The organism is Bacillus cereus group sp. BfR-BA-01382, from assembly GCF_022663475.1.
Taxonomy (GTDB): Bacteria; Bacillota; Bacilli; order Bacillales; family Bacillaceae_G; genus Bacillus_A; species Bacillus_A thuringiensis_S.
This window is the reverse complement of the sequence record NZ_JAKUFQ010000105.1, coordinates 1-17,585: the sequence shown is the minus strand read 5'-3', so window position 1 is coordinate 17,585 and position 17,585 is coordinate 1. Positions and strand designations below refer to the sequence as shown.

Genomic DNA, 17,585 nt, shown 5'->3' with positions numbered 1-17,585 from the left:
TAGTAGCATACGTTTGGTAATATATATTTAAAACGAACGGAGGTGTGACCACATGTCTCGTATTGGTAAAAAGATTCTTGAAATCCCTGCAGGTGTTACTATTACAATTGCAGAAGACAATACTGTAACAGTAAAAGGCCCTAAAGGTGAATTAACTCGTAAATTCAATGCTGATATGTCTATCAAAATTGAAGAAAATACACTAACAGTTGAGCGTCCATCTGAACAGAAGGAACACCGTGCATTACACGGTACAACTCGTGCTTTAATCGGAAACATGGTTGAAGGTGTAACTGCAGGTTTCGCACGCGGACTTGAATTAGTCGGTGTTGGTTACCGTGCTCAAAAACAAGGAGATAAACTTGTTTTAAGCGTAGGTTATTCTCATCCAGTAGAAATGACTCCGGAAGCAGGTCTTGAAGTTGAAGTACCTGCACCAACTAAAATCGTAATTAAAGGTATCGACAAGCAACGTGTTGGCGAATTTGCTGCTAACATCCGTGCTGTACGTGCTCCTGAGCCTTACAAAGGTAAAGGTATTCGTTACGAAGGCGAAGTTGTTCGTCGTAAAGAAGGTAAAACTGCTAAGTAAACCCGTTAGGTGAGAGAAAGGAGTGACAAGAAAATGATCACTAAAGCTGATAAAAATGCGACTCGTAAGAAAAGACATGCACGTGTACGTGCTAAACTTACTGGTACTGCAGAGCGTCCACGTTTAAACGTGTTCCGTTCTAACCAACATATTTACGCTCAAGTTATTGATGATGTGAATGGTGTAACGTTAGTAAGTGCATCTACTCTTGATAAAGACCTTGCTCTTAACGGTACTAGCAATACTGAAGCTGCTACGAAAGTTGGAGAATCAGTTGCTAAGCGTGCTGTAGAGAAAGGCGTTAAAGAAGTAGTATTCGATCGCGGTGGTTACTTATACCATGGCCGTGTTAAAGCTCTAGCTGAAGCTGCTCGTGAGGCTGGATTACAATTTTAATGGTCAAAGGAGGGAAAATTGATGCATCGCATTGACCCAAGTAAATTAGAACTTGAAGAACGTGTAGTTACGATAAATCGTGTCGCGAAAGTTGTTAAGGGTGGTCGTCGTTTCCGCTTTGCTGCACTAGTTGTAGTTGGCGATAAAAACGGTCATGTTGGATTCGGTACTGGTAAAGCACAAGAGGTACCAGACGCAATTCGCAAAGCTATCGAAGACGCTAAGAAAAATTTAATCGCTGTACCATTAGTTGGTACAACAATTCCACACACAATCAACGGTCACTTTGGAGCTGGTGAAGTATTCTTAAAACCTGCTGCTGAGGGTACTGGTGTTATTGCTGGTGGACCTGTTCGTGCGGTTCTTGAATTAGCTGGTGTACAAGATATTCTTTCGAAATCTCTTGGTTCTAACACACCAATCAACATGATTCGCGCTACTGTGAACGGATTAAGCGAACTTAAGCGCGCTGAAGATGTTGCAAAATTACGCGGTAAATCTGTAGAAGAGCTACTAGGTTAAGGAGGGAAAACAAATGGCGAAAAAGTTAGAAATTACCCTCACTCGTAGTGTAATTGGTCGTCCACAAGATCAACGTGCGACGGTAGAAGCTTTAGGTCTTAAAAAGTTGAATTCAACTGTAGTTAAGGAAGAAACTCCTGCTATTCTTGGTATGATCAACAAAGTTTCTCACCTTTTAACTGTAAAAGAAGCTTAAGGATAACTCATTAATATAAGGAGGTGCCTGGGAATGAAACTTCATGAATTAAAACCTGCAGAAGGTTCTCGTAAAGTACGTAACCGTGTCGGTCGTGGTATCGGTTCTGGTAACGGTAAAACTGCTGGTAAAGGTCATAAAGGACAAAACGCACGTTCTGGTGGCGGTGTTCGTCTTGGCTTCGAAGGTGGTCAAACTCCATTATTCCGTCGTTTACCAAAACGCGGCTTCACAAACATTAACCGTAAAGAGTTTACTATTGTAAACTTATCAACGTTAAATCGTTTTGAAGATGGTACAGAAGTAACACCTGAATTATTGCTGGAAACTGGCGTTATCAGCAAGTTAAACGACGGTGTTAAAATTCTTGCAAGCGGAGCAGTAGAGAAAAAACTAACTGTTAAAGCGCACAAGTTCTCTTCAAGTGCTAAAGAAGCAATTGAAGCAGCTGGCGGATCAGTTGAGGTGATCTAATGTTTCGTACAATCTCCAACTTTATGCGCGTTGCTGAGATAAGACGTAAAATATTATTCACTTTAGCGATGTTAATCGTATTCAGGATTGGCACGTTTATCCCAGTGCCATTTACAAATGGAGACGTACTGAAAGCACAAGACCAATTAAATGCTTTAGGCATCCTAAATACATTTGGCGGTGGCGCCTTGAAAAACTTCTCCATCTTCGCGATGGGAATCATGCCGTATATTACAGCATCCATCATCGTGCAATTATTGCAGATGGATGTTGTTCCTAAATTTTCGGAATGGTCGAAGCAAGGTGAAATGGGCCGTCGTAAACTAACGCAATTCACGCGTTACTTTACAATTGTTCTTGCGTTTATTCAGGGGTTTGGTATGTCAATCGGTTTTAACGGTATGGTAGGTGGGCAATTAATTTTGAATCCTGGTTGGAGCACTTATTTATACATTGCTACGGTACTGACTGCTGGTACTGCATTTTTAATGTGGTTAGGCGAACAGATTACAGCTAAAGGTGTAGGTAATGGTATTTCCATCCTTATCTTTGGCGGTATTGCTGCAGCGATCCCAAGTGTTATATCTCAAGTGTATCAACAACAGTTTCAAAATATCGGAGATCAATTGTTCATGAGTATCGTTAAAGTTGCATTGATTTTACTAGCTGTGCTAGCAGTTATTGTTGGTGTTATTTTCATTCAACAAGCTGTTAGAAAGATCCCAATTCAATACGCGAAGCGTGTAACAGGAGGGAATGGGAATCATGCTGGAGCACAAAACACACATTTACCGCTTAAGGTAAATAGTGCGGGTGTTATTCCAGTCATTTTTGCTGTTTCATTCTTAATTACGCCTCCAACTATTGCACAGTTCTTCCCGAAACATGATGTATCGCAGTGGATTATTGCAAACTTTAACTATTCTCACCCAGTGGGAATGATCATATATGTTGCGCTCATTGTAGCCTTCACATATTTCTATGCATTTGTTCAGGTTAATCCAGAGCAAATGTCAGAGAATCTAAACAAGCAAGGTGGATATGTTCCAGGTATTCGTCCGGGTAAGAATACAGAACAATATCTAACAAAAATCTTGTATCGTTTGACCTTTGTAGGATCAATTTTCCTAGCAGCGATTGCAATCTTACCAGTTATTTTTACGAAATTGGGAAATCTTCCTCCATCTGCACAGATTGGTGGAACGAGTATGTTAATCGTTGTCGGCGTTGCTTTAGAAACAATGAAGCAGCTAGAAAGCCAACTGGTAAAACGCCATTACAAAGGGTTTATCAAGCAGTGAGTAAGTGGGAAGAACTATCTTCCCTACATGCTCATGTACTGAGGGGGAACAAGGATGAACTTAATTTTAATGGGGCTTCCTGGTGCTGGTAAAGGTACACAAGCCGAACAGATTGTAGCCAAGTATAACATCCCTCACATTTCAACAGGAGATATGTTCCGTGCAGCTATGAAGGCTGAAACTGAAATGGGTCTACAAGCAAAATCTTTTATTGATAAAGGTGCACTTGTTCCAGATGAAGTTACAATCGGAATTGTTCGTGAACGTTTAAGTCAAGAAGACTGCGTAAGAGGTTTCTTACTAGACGGTTTCCCACGAACTGTTGCACAAGCATCAGCTCTTGAAGAGATTATGAAAGATCTTGGCAAAAAAATCGACTATGTTTTAAACATTAATGTGGATTCAGGGTTGTTATTAAAACGCCTTACAGGCCGTCGCATTTGTAAAGAGTGCGGTGCGACTTACCACTTAGAATTCAATCCACCAGCAAAAGCTGATGTGTGCGATAAATGTGGTGGCGAATTATACCAACGCTCTGATGACAATGAAGAAACTGTAGCAAATCGTTTAGATGTAAATATTAAGCAAACAAAACCTTTGCTTGATTTCTACGACGAGCTTGGTTACTTAAAAAGCATTAATGGTGAGCAAGATATCAATAAAGTATTTGCTGATATCGATGTTCTCATCGGAGGCTTAGCGTAATGATCATCTGCAAAACTCCTCGCGAGATAGAAATCATGCGAGAAGCTGGCAGAATCGTTGCTTTAACTCATCAAGAGTTGAAACAGCACATTACTCCAGGAATTACAACGAAAGAGCTCGATCAAATAGCGGAAAAGACGATTCAAAAATATGGTGCTACGCCATCTTTTAAAGGATACAACGGATTTCCGGGGAGCATATGTGCTTCTGTAAATGAAGAGCTTGTACACGGAATTCCAGGAAAGCGCAAGCTCAAAGAGGGCGATATCATCAGTATCGATATTGGTGCGAAATACAATGGGTACCATGGAGATTCTGCATGGACGTATCCAGTTGGAAACATTTCTGAATCTGTTCAAAAGCTACTTGATGTCACAGAAAAATCGTTGTATCTTGGTCTAGAACAAGTAAAACCAGGCGAGAGATTATCAAATATCTCACATGCGGTTCAAACCCATGCTGAAGAGAATGGATTCTCGATCGTTAGGGAGTATGTTGGTCACGGAATCGGGCAAGACTTACATGAGGACCCTCAAATCCCGCACTATGGTCCACCAAATAGAGGCCCTAGATTAAAGCCGGGAATGGTCATCTGTGTTGAGCCGATGGTGAATCAAGGAAGACGATATGTAAAAACACTATCTGATGACTGGACAGTGGTAACGGTAGATGGTAAATGGTGTGCCCATTTTGAGCACACGATTGCTCTTACAGAAGCAGGATACGAAATCCTTACCACTTTATAAGTAGCTGGCTCTCCGGGATTTCAGAGCAGTGTAAAATGTTACTGATTTGAAGAAGGGAGAACTATTGAATGGCTAAAGATGATGTAATTGAAGTCGAAGGTACCGTTCTTGAAACGTTGCCAAATGCTATGTTCAAAGTAGAATTAGAGAATGGGCATGTCGTATTGGCTCACGTTTCTGGTAAAATCCGTATGAACTTCATTCGTATTTTACCAGGAGACAAAGTTACGGTAGAATTATCTCCGTACGATTTAAATCGTGGTCGTATTACGTACCGTTTTAAATAATATAGCACTCCGTAATCTTTAAGGAGGTTCGAGACATGAAAGTAAGACCGTCAGTTAAACCAATCTGCGAAAAATGTAAAGTTATTCGTAGACGTGGAAAAGTAATGGTTATTTGTGAAAACCCTAAACATAAACAAAAACAAGGTTAATCAGAAGGAGGTGCATTCAGAATGGCACGTATCGCAGGTGTAGATATTCCTCGAGACAAACGCGTTGTTATTTCTTTAACTTACGTATTCGGCATTGGTCGCACAACTGCTGAAAAAATTCTTACTGAAGCTGGTATTTCTTCAGAAACACGAGTTCGTGATTTAACGGAAGACGAATTAGGACGTATCCGTGATGTTATCGATCGTATTAAAGTTGAGGGAGACCTTCGTCGTGAAGTATCTCTTAACATTAAACGTCTAATGGAGATCGGTTCTTACCGTGGTCTTCGTCACCGTCGTGGTTTACCAGTTCGTGGTCAAAATTCTAAAAACAATGCTCGTACACGTAAAGGTCCACGTCGTACAGTAGCAAATAAAAAGAAATAATAAGTAAAGGAGGTTGAACTAACAATGGCACGTAAAACAAACACTCGTAAAAAACGTGTGAAAAAGAATATCGAAGCTGGTATAGCTCATATTCGTTCTACTTTCAACAACACAATCGTAACACTTACAGATACTCACGGTAACGCACTTTCTTGGTCTAGTGCTGGTGCACTTGGTTTCCGTGGATCTCGTAAATCTACTCCATTCGCTGCGCAAATGGCTGCTGAAGCTGCTGCTAAAGTTGCAATGGAGCACGGTTTAAAAACTTTAGAGGTTACTGTTAAAGGTCCTGGTGCTGGTCGTGAAGCTGCAATTCGTGCTCTTCAAGCTGCAGGTCTAGAAGTAACAGCAATTAGAGATGTTACTCCAGTTCCTCATAATGGATGTCGTCCGCCAAAACGTCGTCGTGTGTAATTTTTCTGTATAGAATTTTCCCTTTTGTCTATAATGGATATGATGCATTATCGAGAAATTTCGTACAGAAACATCGCTTGTTGTGCACAATCGGGAACTGCCTAAGGGGGACTTTCGGTTAGACAGGGGTTATACCTTTGTTTAACCGGGGTTTCGACGTTTTGAAGGAGGGTTTAGTTAATGATTGAAATCGAAAAGCCGAAAATCGAAACGGTTGAACTTAACGAAGATGCTAAATATGGTAAATTCGTAATTGAACCGCTTGAGCGTGGATATGGTACTACTTTGGGTAACTCCTTACGTCGTATTCTTTTATCCTCACTCCCTGGTGCCGCTGTTACTGCTATCCAAATCGATGGCGTATTACATGAATTTTCAACAGTTGAGGGCGTAGTAGAAGACGTTACGACGATCATCTTAAACTTGAAAAAGTTAGCTCTTAAAATCTACTCTGAAGAAGAGAAGACGTTGGAAATTGATGTGCAGGGCGAAGGTATTGTCACAGCTGCTGATATTACTCACGATAGTGATGTAGAAATCTTAAATCCAGATTTACACATTGCAACGTTAGCAAAAGATGCGCATTTCCGCGTGCGTTTAACTGCAAAGCGTGGCCGTGGGTATACGCCAGCTGATGCAAATAAAAGCGAAGATCAACCAATAGGAGTAATTCCTATTGATTCTATTTATACTCCAGTATCACGTGTGACTTACCAAGTGGAAAAGACACGTGTCGGACAAGTGGCTAATTATGATAAGCTTACGCTTGATGTATGGACGGATGGAAGCATCGGGCCAAAAGAAGCTATCTCTTTAGGTGCCAAAATCTTAACTGAGCATTTAAATATCTTTGTTGGTTTAACTGATGAAGCACAAAATGCTGAGATTATGGTCGAGAAGGAAGAAGATCAAAAAGAGAAAGTTCTTGAGATGACTATCGAAGAACTAGACCTTTCTGTTCGTTCTTATAATTGCCTAAAACGTGCAGGAATTAATACTGTACAAGAGCTTGCGAACAAAACAGAAGAAGATATGATGAAAGTTCGTAACTTAGGACGTAAATCCTTAGAAGAAGTTAAACATAAACTTGAGGAATTAGGTTTAGGTTTACGTAAAGACGACTGAGGATTTAAACCCATGAACAAAGGAGGGAACTACGAATGGCATACAGAAAATTAGGCCGTACAAGTGCGCAACGTAAAGCTATGTTACGTGACTTAGCTACTGATTTAATTATCAACGAGCGCATCCAAACGACAGAAACTCGTGCAAAAGAACTTCGTTCTGTAGTGGAAAAAATGATCACTTTAGGTAAACGCGGAGATCTTCATGCTCGTCGTCAAGCAGCAGCTTTCATTCGCAATGAAGTAGCTAACGCTGAGACTGGTCAAGATGCACTTCAAAAATTATTCGCTGATGTAGCTCCACGCTATGCTGAGCGCCAAGGCGGATACACTCGTATTGCAAAAATTGGTCCACGTCGCGGAGACGCAGCACCAATGGTAATTATCGAGTTAGTATAATGATAATTAAAAGGGCAGGACAGTTCTTTTCAAGAAACTGGTCATGGCCCTTTTTTTTAAATATAAAAATAGGCGAGCTTGGCGAAGGAAAGGGTGCCTTCTATTGAAAAAAGAGAAACTTCGGATAGGAAATATATCATTTCAATATCCTGGGGCAGCCACGTATGCATTAAAAGATGTTTCATTTTCCTTATATGAGGGAGAATGGGTATCTATTATTGGACAAAACGGTTCAGGAAAGTCTACACTTGCAAAATTATTGAATGGTTTGTTTTTGCCGGAAGCAGGGACTATTACAGTAAATGATTCAATGGTTTTATCAGAGGAAACGGTATGGGATGTTCGAAAACAAATTGGAATGGTATTTCAAAATCCAGATAATCAATTTGTTGGAACAACAGTGCAAGATGATGTTGTATTTGGTTTAGAGAATATCGGAATGCCAAGAGAACAAATGATTGAAAGATTAGAACAGGCCTTACGACTTGTCCGTATGGAAGATTTTCTTAATGATGAGCCTCATTCCTTATCTGGTGGGCAAAAACAGCGAGTGGCAATAGCAGGCGTTTTAGCACTTCAGCCATCTATTTTAATATTAGATGAAGCAACGTCAATGTTAGATCCTCAAGGAAGACGTGAAGTAGTAGAAACGGTTAGACAACTTGTTAATCAAAAAGGTATTACCGTGTTATCAATTACGCACGATTTAGAAGAAGCGGCGCAGTCAGATCGTGTCATTATTTTAAATAAGGGAGAAATATTAGAGGAAGGGATTCCAGAGAAAATTTTCAAGTCCTCTCATATGCTCCAAGAAATTGGCTTAGATGTACCGTTTTCGGTGAAAATAGCAGAATTATTAAAAAGAAATGAAATTCTTTTGCAAAATACGCATCTTACAATGGAAAGCTTGGTGAACGAACTTTGGAGATTACATTCCAAAAAGTAGAACATCGTTATCAATATAAAACTCCATTTGAAAGACGCGCACTTTATGATGTAGACGTGTCGTTTCCAAGTGGGGGCTATTATGCCATTATCGGTCATACTGGTTCAGGTAAGTCGACGATGATTCAACATTTAAATGGTTTATTGCAGCCGACAAATGGTACAGTTCAAATTGGTGAACATTTGATTTCGGCAGGAAAGAAAGAAAAAAAGCTAAAGCCACTACGTAAAAAAGTAGGGGTTGTCTTTCAATTCCCGGAACATCAGTTGTTTGAAGAAACTGTGGAGAAAGATATTTGCTTCGGACCTACTAATTTCGGGGTATCTGGAGACGAAGCGAAGCAAAAGGCTAGAGAGGCAATAGAACTTGTAGGGCTAGAACCGGAACTGTTAACACGTTCTCCGTTCGAATTAAGTGGTGGACAAATGAGACGTGTTGCTATAGCGGGTGTACTGGCAATGGAACCTGAAGTGCTTGTATTAGATGAACCTACAGCAGGTCTAGATCCAAAAGGGCAGAACGAACTTATGCAGATGTTTTATAAGTTGCATAAGGAGAAAGGGCTTACAGTTATCCTTGTAACGCATAATATGGAAGATGCTGCTCAGTATGCGGAACAAATTGTAGTTATGCATAAAGGAACGGTCTTTTTGCAAGGAAGTGCAGAGGAAGTATTTTCACATGCTGATGAACTAGAGAAAATTGGTGTGGATCTTCCTATGTCATTAAAGTATAAACGTGCAATTGAAGAGAAGTTTGGTATTTCAATTCCAAAGGCTACCTTATCTTTAGAGGATCTTACTCATGAAGTTGTGCAGGTGTTACGAAAAGGTGGTCATGAATCATGCAGCAGTTGATTATTGGGAGATATATCCCGGGGAATTCACTTATTCATCAACTTGATCCACGTACGAAGCTGCTGATTGTCTTTTTATATGTATTTGTTGTTTTCTTAGCAAATAATGCGATTTCATATGGATTTTTATTTTTATATGCACTCATTGCTTTATTTTTTGCAAAAGTGCCGATTCGTTATGTACTTTCGGGCTTAAAACCAATTTTATGGATTTTTCTTTTTACATTTTTCCTGCATATTTTTACAAATAAAGAGGGGGATGTACTACTCCAGCTTGGTTGGTTTTCGATACATGAAAAAGGATTAGAGCAAGGGATATACATTTCTGTACGGTTCTTCGTTATTATTTTAATGACGACATTATTAACGTTAACGACGACACCTATTGAAATTACAGATGGTTTGGAGACGTTATTAAAGCCATTGAAGCGTATAAAGGTTCCTGTTCATGAAATCGCATTAATGATGTCAATTTCTCTTCGTTTTATCCCGACATTAATGGATGAAACGAGTAAAATAATGAAAGCACAAGCATCACGTGGTATTGATTTCGCTGGTGGACCGATAAAAGATAGAATGAAAGCTATTATCTCACTGCTCGTTCCTCTGTTTATCAGTGCTTTTAAGCGTGCAGAGGACTTAGCTATTGCGATGGAAGCTCGTGGATATCAAAGTGGTGAAGGACGTACTAAATTTAGGCAACTACGCTGGAAAACAAGCGATACAGTAACGATTGTAAGCTTATTTTGTTTAGCTTGTATTTTGGCATGGGTGCGATCGTAATGGAGAATAGAGAAATGGATAGAATAAAATGTACGGTTGCATATGATGGTATGCATTTTTGTGGTTATCAAATTCAGCCGAAGCATCGTACTGTTCAACAGGAGATAGAAAAAGCATTACAGAAATTGCATAAGGGAGAACTTGTTCGTGTTCAGGCGTCTGGTAGAACAGATTCTACGGTTCATGCAAAAGGGCAAGTAATACACTTTGATACTCCTTTGTCTCTTGAGGAGTGGCAATGGAATAACGCTTTAAATACAATGTTGCCAGATGATATTGTTATTAGGCGAGTAGAGAAAAAAACAGAAGAATTTCATGCACGTTACGGTGTTGAGAAAAAAGAATATCGTTATCGTGTATTATTATCAAAGACTGCGGATGTATTCCGTAGAAATTACGTATATCAATATCCATATCCGCTCGAAATCAATTCTATAAGAAAAGCAATTCCTTATTTTATTGGAACGCATGATTTCACTTCTTTTTGCTCGGCAAAAACTGACAAAAAAGATAAAGTGCGAACAATTTATGAAATCGAGTTAATTGAGCAAGATGATGAATTAATTTTTCGTTTTGTAGGTAATGGATTTTTATATAATATGGTCAGAATTATTGTTGGTACGTTACTTAACGTAGGGCAAGGAAAGCTTGATCCTGATAGCATTCCAGAGATTTTAGCGAAACAAAATCGTCAGTTTGCTGGAAAGATGGCTCCAGGTCATGGGCTTTACCTATGGGAGGTAAACTATAACAACTAATCCTGGTGTAACATTTGCTTGACATTAGAAACTCAAAAGTATATCATAACATATGGTATTGTTTCTAAAACCACGATTAGCCCCGGAAGGAAATCGTGTTTAAGATAAACAATAGATTTTTTCTATGGAAAAGATAACGAGGAGGGAAACACATGCGTACGACTTTTATGGCAAAAGCTAACGAAGTTGAGCGTAAATGGTATGTGGTTGATGCTGAAGGTCAAACTTTAGGTCGCCTATCTACTGAAGTAGCATCCATTTTACGTGGTAAAAACAAACCTACATTTACACCACACGTTGACACGGGTGATCATGTAATTATTATTAACGCTGAGAAAATTCATTTAACAGGTAATAAATTAAACGATAAAATTTACTACCGTCACACTAACCACCCAGGTGGACTTAAGCAAAGAACAGCTCTTGAAATGCGTACAAACTACCCTGTACAAATGTTAGAGCTTGCAATTAAAGGCATGCTTCCAAAAGGACGCTTAGGCCGTCAAGTTTCTAAGAAACTTAACGTGTATGCTGGAGCAGAGCATCCACACCAAGCACAAAAACCAGAAGTTTACGAACTTCGCGGATAATTAATTAAAGGAGGGCTTACTTTGGCACAGGTTCAATACTATGGCACTGGACGTCGTAAGAGTTCAGTAGCGCGCGTACGCCTAGTTCCAGGCGAAGGACGCGTTATCATTAACGGTCGTGATTTTGAAAACTATATCCCATTTGCTGCATTACGTGAAGTAGTGAAACAACCTCTAGTTGCAACAGAAACTTTAGGTAACTACGATGTACTTGTAAACGTAAATGGTGGTGGATACACTGGTCAAGCTGGTGCTATTCGTCACGGTATTTCTCGCGCTTTATTAAAAGCTGATCCAGAATACCGTCTAACACTAAAACGTGCAGGTCTATTAACTCGTGACGCACGTATGAAAGAGCGTAAAAAATACGGTCTTAAAGGCGCACGTCGTGCACCTCAGTTCTCAAAACGTTAATTTTTGCGAACTACAAACCCCAACCATTTTGGTTGGGGTTTTTTTGTGTTTCATTCCTCTTTTACAATTTTTTTAGCTTGGAATATTTTAGTGCTACGGCCTCGCGTATGCTTCTTCTTTAGAAGTTTAGACTAATACGTATTAGGGAGGTTTATAAGTACTATGAATGTCATTGTCAGCTTACAAGAAAAACAAAAAGAAAAGCAGTTAAAATACGAGCGGAAGATGCTGCGAGAATTATCATTAAAAACATTGCGCTCAAATATTCGTGATGCCTTTCAAATGCAAGAGCTTCATCGTCAGTATGAAGATTACTGTATTGAATTAGGGATAGAATCTTATTTATTAGGAGCGAGATATAGTAAATTTGGTTATTATGGTGAATCGTTTTTTGATGTGAAATATAGAGCTTTAGAAGAAGAACAACAATTAACTGAAACGCTATTTCAATTTTTAACGAGTATGACTATGCGAGAAATAAAGTTGAAAGATGAGGAATTACTTTTTGAATCTTGTCAGCAGTTTATAGGATTGTGGTGGCAAGAAGGGTATGAAAAAGGTGAAAGAAGATATCGATTAAAGCTTCATTAAGACAAGCATAAACTTTCCTCTTGTCCCATATAAGTAATTAGAGGGACTAGCTGGAGGAGGAAAGGTATGAAGAGAATTCGAATTATCTCTTTTGCACTCGCTGCGGTTGTTTTGTTTTTTTTAGTCAAACAAGAATTTCAAATCACAAAATCGTGGCGAGCTTGGAATTTACCCTTATCAGGGAAAGTAATCGTATTAGATGCTGGGCATGGTGGACCAGATGGAGGGGCTGTTGGTGGAAAGGATATTATAGAAAAGGATATTACGCTTGAAATTACAAAAAAGGTACAAGACTATTTACAAGAACAAGGTGCACTAGTTATTTTAACGCGTGAGGGAGATTATGATTTAGCTAACAAAGATACAAAGTCATATAGTAGACGTAAAGCGGAGGATTTAAAAAAACGTGTAGAAATCATCAATAAACCAGATATAGACTTTTTTGCAAGCATTCATTTAAATGCTTTAACTAGTAGTGGATCGAAAGGCGCACAAACATTCTACTATCGCTCTTCAATTGAAAATGAACGTGCTGCTAAATTTATACAGGCTGAATTGAGAACGAGTTTAGAAAATACGAATCGTTCTGCTAAAACAATCTCTCACGTATACTTATTGAAGTATGCGAAAACACCAGGTGCTTTAATTGAAGCCGGCTTTTTATCGAATGTGAACGAAAGGTATATGTTAAATTCGGAGAAATATCAACAGAAGGTAGCAGCTGCAATATACCGTGGTATATTGCGTTATTTCACGGAAAAAGGAAATCCTCCAGAATAAGGAGGATTTTTTTGAGTTTCTCTCGTTAACGAAGTTTTCGGAAAATATGTTATACTGGAAATGTAAACGCATTAATTTGAAGAATAAACAAAGATGAATTCAATTAACATTACGTTATTTTTCATACAGGGGGCTGGGTTAATTATGGTAACGAAAGAACAAGTGGTTGAAGCGTTAGAAGGGATTGTAGATCCGTTTTTACATAAAACATTAAAAGAAACAAGTGCAATTAAAGAGGTAACAGTCAAGCCTGAGAAGGAACATGTGAGTGTCAAAATTGCAATCGTAAAAACTGGTACAGCGGAACAAATGCAGTTGCAGTCTGGAATTGTAAAGTTAGTAAAAGAACTTGGAGCAGCAACAGTTGGACTTCGTTTTGCAGAATTTACAGAAGAGGAATTAGCTCAGTTTGCACCAGAACAAGAAGCAGAGCAAAGTGAATCTTTATTGTCACCAAATTCAAAAACGACATTCTTAGCAGTAGCGAGTGGAAAAGGTGGCGTGGGAAAATCAACCGTTTCCGTTAACCTTGCAGTTGCTTTAGCTCGTTTAGGAAAAAAAGTTGGTATTATTGATGCGGACATTTACGGTTTTAGTGTGCCAGACATGATGGGGATAGAAAAACGTCCCATCGTAAGAGGTGACAAGATAATTCCGGTGGAACGTTTAGGTGTAAAGGTAATCTCAATGGGCTTCTTTGTAGAGGATAATGCACCAGTTATTTGGAGAGGACCTATGCTTGGGAAAATGTTAAACCACTTCTTCACAGAAGTGGAATGGGGCGATTTAGATTATTTAGTACTAGATTTACCACCAGGAACAGGTGATGTTGCGTTAGATGTGCACTCAATGTTGCCATCTTGCAAAGAGATTATTGTAACGACGCCTCATCCAACAGCTGCGTTTGTAGCAGCGCGTGCTGGAGCGATGGCATTACGCACTGAACATAGTATTCTCGGTGTTGTTGAGAACATGGCATATTTTGAAAGTAAGGTAACTGGTGAGAAAGAATATGTATTTGGAAGAGGCGGGGGAGATAAGTTGGCTACCGAACTACAAACAAATGTTCTTGGTCGTATTCCGCTGCAACAACCTGATTGGAATAAAGAAGACTTTGCTCCTTCAGTATATGAAGATACACATACAACCGGCATTATTTATAGTAAAATAGCCGAAGTGGTAATTGATAAAACAGCTGTTACACAAAAATAAAGTGAAACTTTAATCAGTGGAGTTCATCTGTTACTGGCAACAATAAGGGTTTTGTTACTAGTAAACTTTTCGCTTAACTAGAGGGCCATTTTGTCTGTTAATAGCAAGATAAAGTAATAACGAGTGGACAATTTATACATTGTCCACTCGTTATTATAGTTATTATTTTCACTGTTCTTCCTTCTTCTCGCCTTGAGAACCACCGTCACCGCCTGCTTCTTTCTTATCAGATCCACCTTTTTCAGCCTTTTGTACACCTTTACTAATGATATCAATCATCTTGGATTGGAAGAGTGGACTTTCAGCAGTTTCTGTTAGTACTTGTTGTAGATATTGACGGTATTCTTTACTCTTCATTGTTTGTAACATCATTTTTTCTACTTCAGGATTTTTCATGATTTCTATAACGCCTGCTTGGTATTCAGGGTCTTTTAATAAGGTTTTCATTAATTGGGTTTGTTCTTTCCCCATACTTTTAGCGAACTTCGATGAGAACTCAGGATCTTTAAAGAGCTTTTCCCAGAATTGTTGCCCTTTATCGGATACCATTGCATCTTCAATCGTTTTCTTTACTACTGTTTCATCTAGTATGAGTGCTTGTTTCATTTTTTCATCAGTTAATACATCTTGAATAGCTTTCTTACCTTGATCTGTTTTTAAAATATCAACAATCATTTTCTTTGTTTGATCGTAATCTAGTTCGGATTTCGTTTCTTTTCCTTGTGCGCATGCTACAAGTGCGATAAGTAGAAAAGAAGAAACGAAAATGAATAGTATCCGTTTCATAAGTTGGAACTCCTTTCAGCACAGTTCTCTCTTTTTAATATAAATATCTTTAAGGAATTTATACATGAACATGGCTAGCTTTTTGAAATTGTCATTGATACAATTTAATTAGAAATATAAGGATAATGGGGGATGTGTTGTGAATAGCCGCAAGTGGGTACGACTATTTTTAACGACGTTGTTTCTTGGTGGGATTAGCACAGTTATTATTGGTTTTGTTTTGGAGTGGGACAGGTACAATGAATTTTTTCAAAATTTCGACGTTAAGGAGATTTTAGCGGTATCTTTCTGGTTGATGGGTGTAGGATTTATTTTTAGCGTTATAAGTCAAATGGGATTCTTTGCATATTTAACAATCCATCGTTTTGGACTAGGGATGTTTCGCTCATCGTCTTTATGGAATGCAGTCCAGCTCTTCTTTATTGCATTCGTATTATTTGATTTTGTGTATTTAAGGTCTGTACTTATTGCAAATGGGGAAGTCTCATTGGGGAATAACATACTTGTTGCTGGAATTTTATTTGTGTTTGGAGCAATTGTTGCTTATGTAAAAAGTAAAGAAACAAATAAAAAAGCATTTGTGCCAGCTCTGTTCTTTATGGTTGTTGTAACAATTCTTGAATGGGTACCGGCGCTTCGGATTAATGATACAGATTGGTTATATTTAATGGTTATACCGCTATTGTTATGTAATGCATATCAATTACTTGTATTACATCGTTTAATCGGAAAAACGAGTAAACCTGCTTAATAGAGAGAGGTTTTATACACCGGCAGTTATATTACTGGAAATGGTGTGATTAAAAAAGCTCTACCACCTTCTTGAAAGGTAGTAGAGCTTTTTATACGTGAAGAGTAGTAGGGACGAAGCTATTTCACATCTTCACTTTTCGTACTTGTGTTGGAAATAAGTTGTGATACGGATATTTGCTCATATCCATCACTTTTTAATTTTTGCAGGAGCAGCGGTAAAGCTCTATTTGTTTGAAGGGCAGAATCGGATGCGTGTAATAAGACAATATCTCCACCTTTCAAATTATTAGAGACGGTGGAAACGATGTGGTTTACACCTGGGTTTTTCCAATCGTTTGAATTATTACTCCAATGCACGACGGTGTATCCAAGTGATTCTGCAATTTTAAGGGTTGCCTTGTTAAATTCGCCACTAGGTGGACGTAACAGTTTGACTTGTTTTACACCAAGTTTTGTAAAAACATCTTGTGCTCGTAAAAGGTCTCGTCTTATTTCATTCGTCTCTAGAGAAGTATAAGATGTGTAATTGTAACCCATACTACCGATTTCGTGTCCATCTTTCATGATGCGCTCTACAATATCGGGGTGTCTTTCGGCCCATGCAGCAGAAAGGAAGAAGGTTGCATTCTTAATTTCTCTTTCTTTAAGAGTATCAAGGATTGGAATTGCTTTTTTGTCTCCCCAACTAATATCAAACGTAAATGCAACTTGCTTTTTAGCGGTATCTCCTTTGTAAATTACTTTAGGGCCTGTAGCAGTTGAAAAAGCAGATTCATGTGAATATGTTTTTAAAAAGAGTAGCCATGCTGTAAATAAGGAAAGTATCACTATTAAGCTAATGTGTTTAAAAGTTCTTTTACTCGTAATAAAAAAGAAAAACATAATATTACGCCCCTTTGTCCAATCCTTTTCAGTTACATATATGCTGGAAATATAAAAAAGAGAACAAAGGATTAATATCGTAAGTAGTGGATATAATGAATGATAGGATTGTAATAAGTGAAAATGAGCGGAACGTTTATTGTTACGTAAGGAATTATTGAGGTGATCATTTGCTTGGGCTGATGTTGACAAAAGAAGAGAGAAAAGAGATGGAATACATATTAAAGAGAGAGTTAGAGGAACTTTTATTTGATTTTGAAGATGAGCGTATTCATGAAGTTGTAAAAAAGGCGATGGAAGAAAGATATAAAATCATTTTTTGTTTGTTTCGGAGAGTTGCTAACGCAGAGGAATGTATTCGTTATGTAAGAAGAAGAACTTTTTATTAAAAAGTATTGACGTTAATAGTTTGTATATGGTAAATTAATAAACGTCGCTGATGCGGAAACGCAGAAAACGACAAAAAAGAAATTGAAAAACTTAGTTGACATTGAAAAATGAAGATGTTAACATAAGGAAGTCGCAAATGAGCGACCAAGTAG

Annotated in this window: 27 protein-coding genes; 25 read left to right on the top strand and 2 right to left on the bottom strand. The window is 38.4% G+C overall.

The window, feature by feature from the left end; translation table 11 throughout:
- Positions 1-52 precede the first annotated feature (52 nt).
- The 23 genes from rplF to MR160_RS27620 all read left to right on the top strand — a co-directional run bounded on the left by rplF (position 53) and on the right by MR160_RS27620 (position 14,622).
- Entirely contained in the window at positions 53-592 is a 540-nt protein-coding gene (rplF, locus tag MR160_RS27730; RefSeq protein WP_000086551.1) for a 50S ribosomal protein L6, read from the top strand.
- Positions 593-625: 33 nt separating this feature from the next.
- Positions 626-988 carry a 50S ribosomal protein L18 gene (rplR, locus tag MR160_RS27725; protein ID WP_000628818.1) on the top strand — a complete coding sequence of 121 codons (363 nt, stop codon included), beginning with the start codon at positions 626-628 and terminating at the stop codon, positions 986-988.
- A 21-nt stretch (positions 989-1,009) separates the two neighbouring features.
- Complete coding sequence (rpsE, locus tag MR160_RS27720) at positions 1,010-1,510, top strand: 30S ribosomal protein S5 (RefSeq protein ID WP_000554646.1); 501 nt, start codon at positions 1,010-1,012, stop codon at positions 1,508-1,510.
- 13 nt (positions 1,511-1,523) lie between these two features.
- Complete coding sequence (gene rpmD / locus MR160_RS27715; RefSeq protein WP_001085233.1) at positions 1,524-1,706, top strand: 50S ribosomal protein L30; 183 nt, start codon at positions 1,524-1,526, stop codon at positions 1,704-1,706.
- Positions 1,707-1,739: 33 nt separating this feature from the next.
- Positions 1,740-2,180, top strand: coding sequence for a 50S ribosomal protein L15 (rplO, locus tag MR160_RS27710; protein ID WP_000766083.1), 441 nt, complete (start codon positions 1,740-1,742; stop codon positions 2,178-2,180).
- On the top strand, positions 2,180-3,481 hold the full coding sequence (gene secY, locus MR160_RS27705; RefSeq protein WP_000490118.1) for a preprotein translocase subunit SecY: 1,302 nt from the start codon (positions 2,180-2,182) through the stop codon (positions 3,479-3,481). Before rplO ends, secY begins: the two co-directional genes overlap by 1 nt.
- Before the next feature lie 54 nt (positions 3,482-3,535).
- The gene (locus MR160_RS27700; RefSeq protein WP_001048995.1) at positions 3,536-4,186 is read left to right on the top strand and encodes an adenylate kinase; all 651 of its coding nucleotides are present in this window, start codon (positions 3,536-3,538) and stop codon (positions 4,184-4,186) included.
- Positions 4,186-4,932 carry a type I methionyl aminopeptidase gene (gene map / locus MR160_RS27695; protein WP_000582539.1) on the top strand — a complete coding sequence of 249 codons (747 nt, stop codon included), beginning with the start codon at positions 4,186-4,188 and terminating at the stop codon, positions 4,930-4,932. The genes MR160_RS27700 and map overlap by 1 nt, the downstream gene beginning before the upstream one ends.
- Positions 4,933-5,000: 68 nt before the next feature.
- On the top strand, positions 5,001-5,219 hold the full coding sequence (gene infA, locus MR160_RS27690) for a translation initiation factor IF-1 (RefSeq protein WP_001029884.1): 219 nt from the start codon (positions 5,001-5,003) through the stop codon (positions 5,217-5,219).
- 35 nt (positions 5,220-5,254) lie between these two features.
- A complete protein-coding gene (rpmJ, locus tag MR160_RS27685; RefSeq protein WP_000868344.1) occupies positions 5,255-5,368 on the top strand; it encodes a 50S ribosomal protein L36 in 114 nt (37 codons plus the stop codon).
- Positions 5,369-5,389: 21 nt separating this feature from the next.
- A complete protein-coding gene (gene rpsM, locus MR160_RS27680; RefSeq protein WP_000090792.1) occupies positions 5,390-5,755 on the top strand; it encodes a 30S ribosomal protein S13 in 366 nt (121 codons plus the stop codon).
- 24 nt (positions 5,756-5,779) lie between these two features.
- A complete protein-coding gene (gene rpsK / locus MR160_RS27675) occupies positions 5,780-6,169 on the top strand; it encodes a 30S ribosomal protein S11 (RefSeq protein ID WP_000101797.1) in 390 nt (129 codons plus the stop codon).
- Between the two features lie 180 nt (positions 6,170-6,349).
- Entirely contained in the window at positions 6,350-7,294 is a 945-nt protein-coding gene (locus tag MR160_RS27670; RefSeq protein ID WP_000569643.1) for a DNA-directed RNA polymerase subunit alpha, read from the top strand.
- Positions 7,295-7,329: 35 nt separating this feature from the next.
- The gene (gene rplQ / locus MR160_RS27665) at positions 7,330-7,692 is read left to right on the top strand and encodes a 50S ribosomal protein L17 (RefSeq protein ID WP_000331490.1); all 363 of its coding nucleotides are present in this window, start codon (positions 7,330-7,332) and stop codon (positions 7,690-7,692) included.
- Positions 7,693-7,795: 103 nt separating this feature from the next.
- Entirely contained in the window at positions 7,796-8,638 is an 843-nt protein-coding gene (locus tag MR160_RS27660; RefSeq protein WP_044783178.1) for an energy-coupling factor ABC transporter ATP-binding protein, read from the top strand.
- Positions 8,614-9,495: an energy-coupling factor ABC transporter ATP-binding protein gene (locus tag MR160_RS27655; RefSeq protein WP_000406529.1), complete on the top strand. Its 882-nt coding sequence runs from the start codon at positions 8,614-8,616 to the stop codon at positions 9,493-9,495. Before MR160_RS27660 ends, MR160_RS27655 begins: the two co-directional genes overlap by 25 nt.
- Positions 9,483-10,277, top strand: a complete 795-nt coding sequence (locus MR160_RS27650) for an energy-coupling factor transporter transmembrane component T family protein (protein WP_001186530.1) — start codon at positions 9,483-9,485, stop codon at positions 10,275-10,277. Before MR160_RS27655 ends, MR160_RS27650 begins: the two co-directional genes overlap by 13 nt.
- Positions 10,278-10,291: 14 nt before the next feature.
- The gene (gene truA, locus MR160_RS27645) at positions 10,292-11,035 is read left to right on the top strand and encodes a tRNA pseudouridine(38-40) synthase TruA (protein ID WP_002084072.1); all 744 of its coding nucleotides are present in this window, start codon (positions 10,292-10,294) and stop codon (positions 11,033-11,035) included.
- Positions 11,036-11,187: 152 nt separating this feature from the next.
- Positions 11,188-11,625 (top strand): 50S ribosomal protein L13, encoded by a 438-nt coding sequence (rplM, locus tag MR160_RS27640; RefSeq protein ID WP_001260795.1) that lies wholly within the window; start codon positions 11,188-11,190, stop codon positions 11,623-11,625.
- Positions 11,626-11,646: 21 nt separating this feature from the next.
- The gene (gene rpsI / locus MR160_RS27635) at positions 11,647-12,039 is read left to right on the top strand and encodes a 30S ribosomal protein S9 (RefSeq protein WP_000079986.1); all 393 of its coding nucleotides are present in this window, start codon (positions 11,647-11,649) and stop codon (positions 12,037-12,039) included.
- Positions 12,040-12,201: 162 nt separating this feature from the next.
- Positions 12,202-12,630, top strand: a complete 429-nt coding sequence (locus tag MR160_RS27630) for a DUF2521 family protein (RefSeq protein WP_001101005.1) — start codon at positions 12,202-12,204, stop codon at positions 12,628-12,630.
- Positions 12,631-12,696: 66 nt separating this feature from the next.
- On the top strand, positions 12,697-13,410 hold the full coding sequence (gene cwlD, locus MR160_RS27625; RefSeq protein ID WP_000822437.1) for an N-acetylmuramoyl-L-alanine amidase CwlD: 714 nt from the start codon (positions 12,697-12,699) through the stop codon (positions 13,408-13,410).
- Between the two features lie 144 nt (positions 13,411-13,554).
- Positions 13,555-14,622, top strand: coding sequence for an Mrp/NBP35 family ATP-binding protein (locus tag MR160_RS27620; protein ID WP_000256626.1), 1,068 nt, complete (start codon positions 13,555-13,557; stop codon positions 14,620-14,622).
- Between the two features lie 168 nt (positions 14,623-14,790).
- Here the strand turns inward: MR160_RS27620 and gerD are convergent, their stop codons facing one another.
- Complete coding sequence (gene gerD, locus MR160_RS27615; protein ID WP_000821601.1) at positions 14,791-15,408, bottom strand: spore germination lipoprotein GerD; 618 nt, start codon at positions 15,406-15,408, stop codon at positions 14,791-14,793.
- A gap of 139 nt (positions 15,409-15,547) precedes the next feature.
- On the opposite strand from gerD, the gene kbaA reads away from it, so the two are divergent.
- Positions 15,548-16,159, top strand: a complete 612-nt coding sequence (gene kbaA, locus MR160_RS27610) for a KinB signaling pathway activation protein KbaA (protein ID WP_001088533.1) — start codon at positions 15,548-15,550, stop codon at positions 16,157-16,159.
- Between the two features lie 119 nt (positions 16,160-16,278).
- On the opposite strand, the gene pdaB is transcribed toward kbaA, so the two are convergent.
- Positions 16,279-17,043: a polysaccharide deacetylase family sporulation protein PdaB gene (gene pdaB / locus MR160_RS27605; RefSeq protein ID WP_000464716.1), complete on the bottom strand. Its 765-nt coding sequence runs from the start codon at positions 17,041-17,043 to the stop codon at positions 16,279-16,281.
- Between the two features lie 170 nt (positions 17,044-17,213).
- On the opposite strand from pdaB, the gene MR160_RS27600 reads away from it, so the two are divergent.
- Complete coding sequence (locus tag MR160_RS27600; protein ID WP_000901146.1) at positions 17,214-17,432, top strand: hypothetical protein; 219 nt, start codon at positions 17,214-17,216, stop codon at positions 17,430-17,432.
- Positions 17,433-17,585: the final 153 nt, after the last annotated feature.

Coding starts and splice junctions, on each gene's coding strand:
- rplF (WP_000086551.1), top strand. CDS start 53: ATGTCTCGTATTGGTAAAAAGATTCTTGAAATCCCTGCAGGTGTTACT.
- rplR (WP_000628818.1), top strand. CDS start 626: ATGATCACTAAAGCTGATAAAAATGCGACTCGTAAGAAAAGACATGCA.
- rpsE (WP_000554646.1), top strand. CDS start 1,010: ATGCATCGCATTGACCCAAGTAAATTAGAACTTGAAGAACGTGTAGTT.
- rpmD (WP_001085233.1), top strand. CDS start 1,524: ATGGCGAAAAAGTTAGAAATTACCCTCACTCGTAGTGTAATTGGTCGT.
- rplO (WP_000766083.1), top strand. CDS start 1,740: ATGAAACTTCATGAATTAAAACCTGCAGAAGGTTCTCGTAAAGTACGT.
- secY (WP_000490118.1), top strand. CDS start 2,180: ATGTTTCGTACAATCTCCAACTTTATGCGCGTTGCTGAGATAAGACGT.
- MR160_RS27700 (WP_001048995.1), top strand. CDS start 3,536: ATGAACTTAATTTTAATGGGGCTTCCTGGTGCTGGTAAAGGTACACAA.
- map (WP_000582539.1), top strand. CDS start 4,186: ATGATCATCTGCAAAACTCCTCGCGAGATAGAAATCATGCGAGAAGCT.
- infA (WP_001029884.1), top strand. CDS start 5,001: ATGGCTAAAGATGATGTAATTGAAGTCGAAGGTACCGTTCTTGAAACG.
- rpmJ (WP_000868344.1), top strand. CDS start 5,255: ATGAAAGTAAGACCGTCAGTTAAACCAATCTGCGAAAAATGTAAAGTT.
- rpsM (WP_000090792.1), top strand. CDS start 5,390: ATGGCACGTATCGCAGGTGTAGATATTCCTCGAGACAAACGCGTTGTT.
- rpsK (WP_000101797.1), top strand. CDS start 5,780: ATGGCACGTAAAACAAACACTCGTAAAAAACGTGTGAAAAAGAATATC.
- MR160_RS27670 (WP_000569643.1), top strand. CDS start 6,350: ATGATTGAAATCGAAAAGCCGAAAATCGAAACGGTTGAACTTAACGAA.
- rplQ (WP_000331490.1), top strand. CDS start 7,330: ATGGCATACAGAAAATTAGGCCGTACAAGTGCGCAACGTAAAGCTATG.
- MR160_RS27650 (WP_001186530.1), top strand. CDS start 9,483: ATGCAGCAGTTGATTATTGGGAGATATATCCCGGGGAATTCACTTATT.
- truA (WP_002084072.1), top strand. CDS start 10,292: ATGGATAGAATAAAATGTACGGTTGCATATGATGGTATGCATTTTTGT.
- rplM (WP_001260795.1), top strand. CDS start 11,188: ATGCGTACGACTTTTATGGCAAAAGCTAACGAAGTTGAGCGTAAATGG.
- MR160_RS27630 (WP_001101005.1), top strand. CDS start 12,202: ATGAATGTCATTGTCAGCTTACAAGAAAAACAAAAAGAAAAGCAGTTA.
- cwlD (WP_000822437.1), top strand. CDS start 12,697: ATGAAGAGAATTCGAATTATCTCTTTTGCACTCGCTGCGGTTGTTTTG.
- MR160_RS27620 (WP_000256626.1), top strand. CDS start 13,555: ATGGTAACGAAAGAACAAGTGGTTGAAGCGTTAGAAGGGATTGTAGAT.
- gerD (WP_000821601.1), bottom strand. CDS start 15,408: ATGAAACGGATACTATTCATTTTCGTTTCTTCTTTTCTACTTATCGCA.
- pdaB (WP_000464716.1), bottom strand. CDS start 17,043: ATGTTTTTCTTTTTTATTACGAGTAAAAGAACTTTTAAACACATTAGC.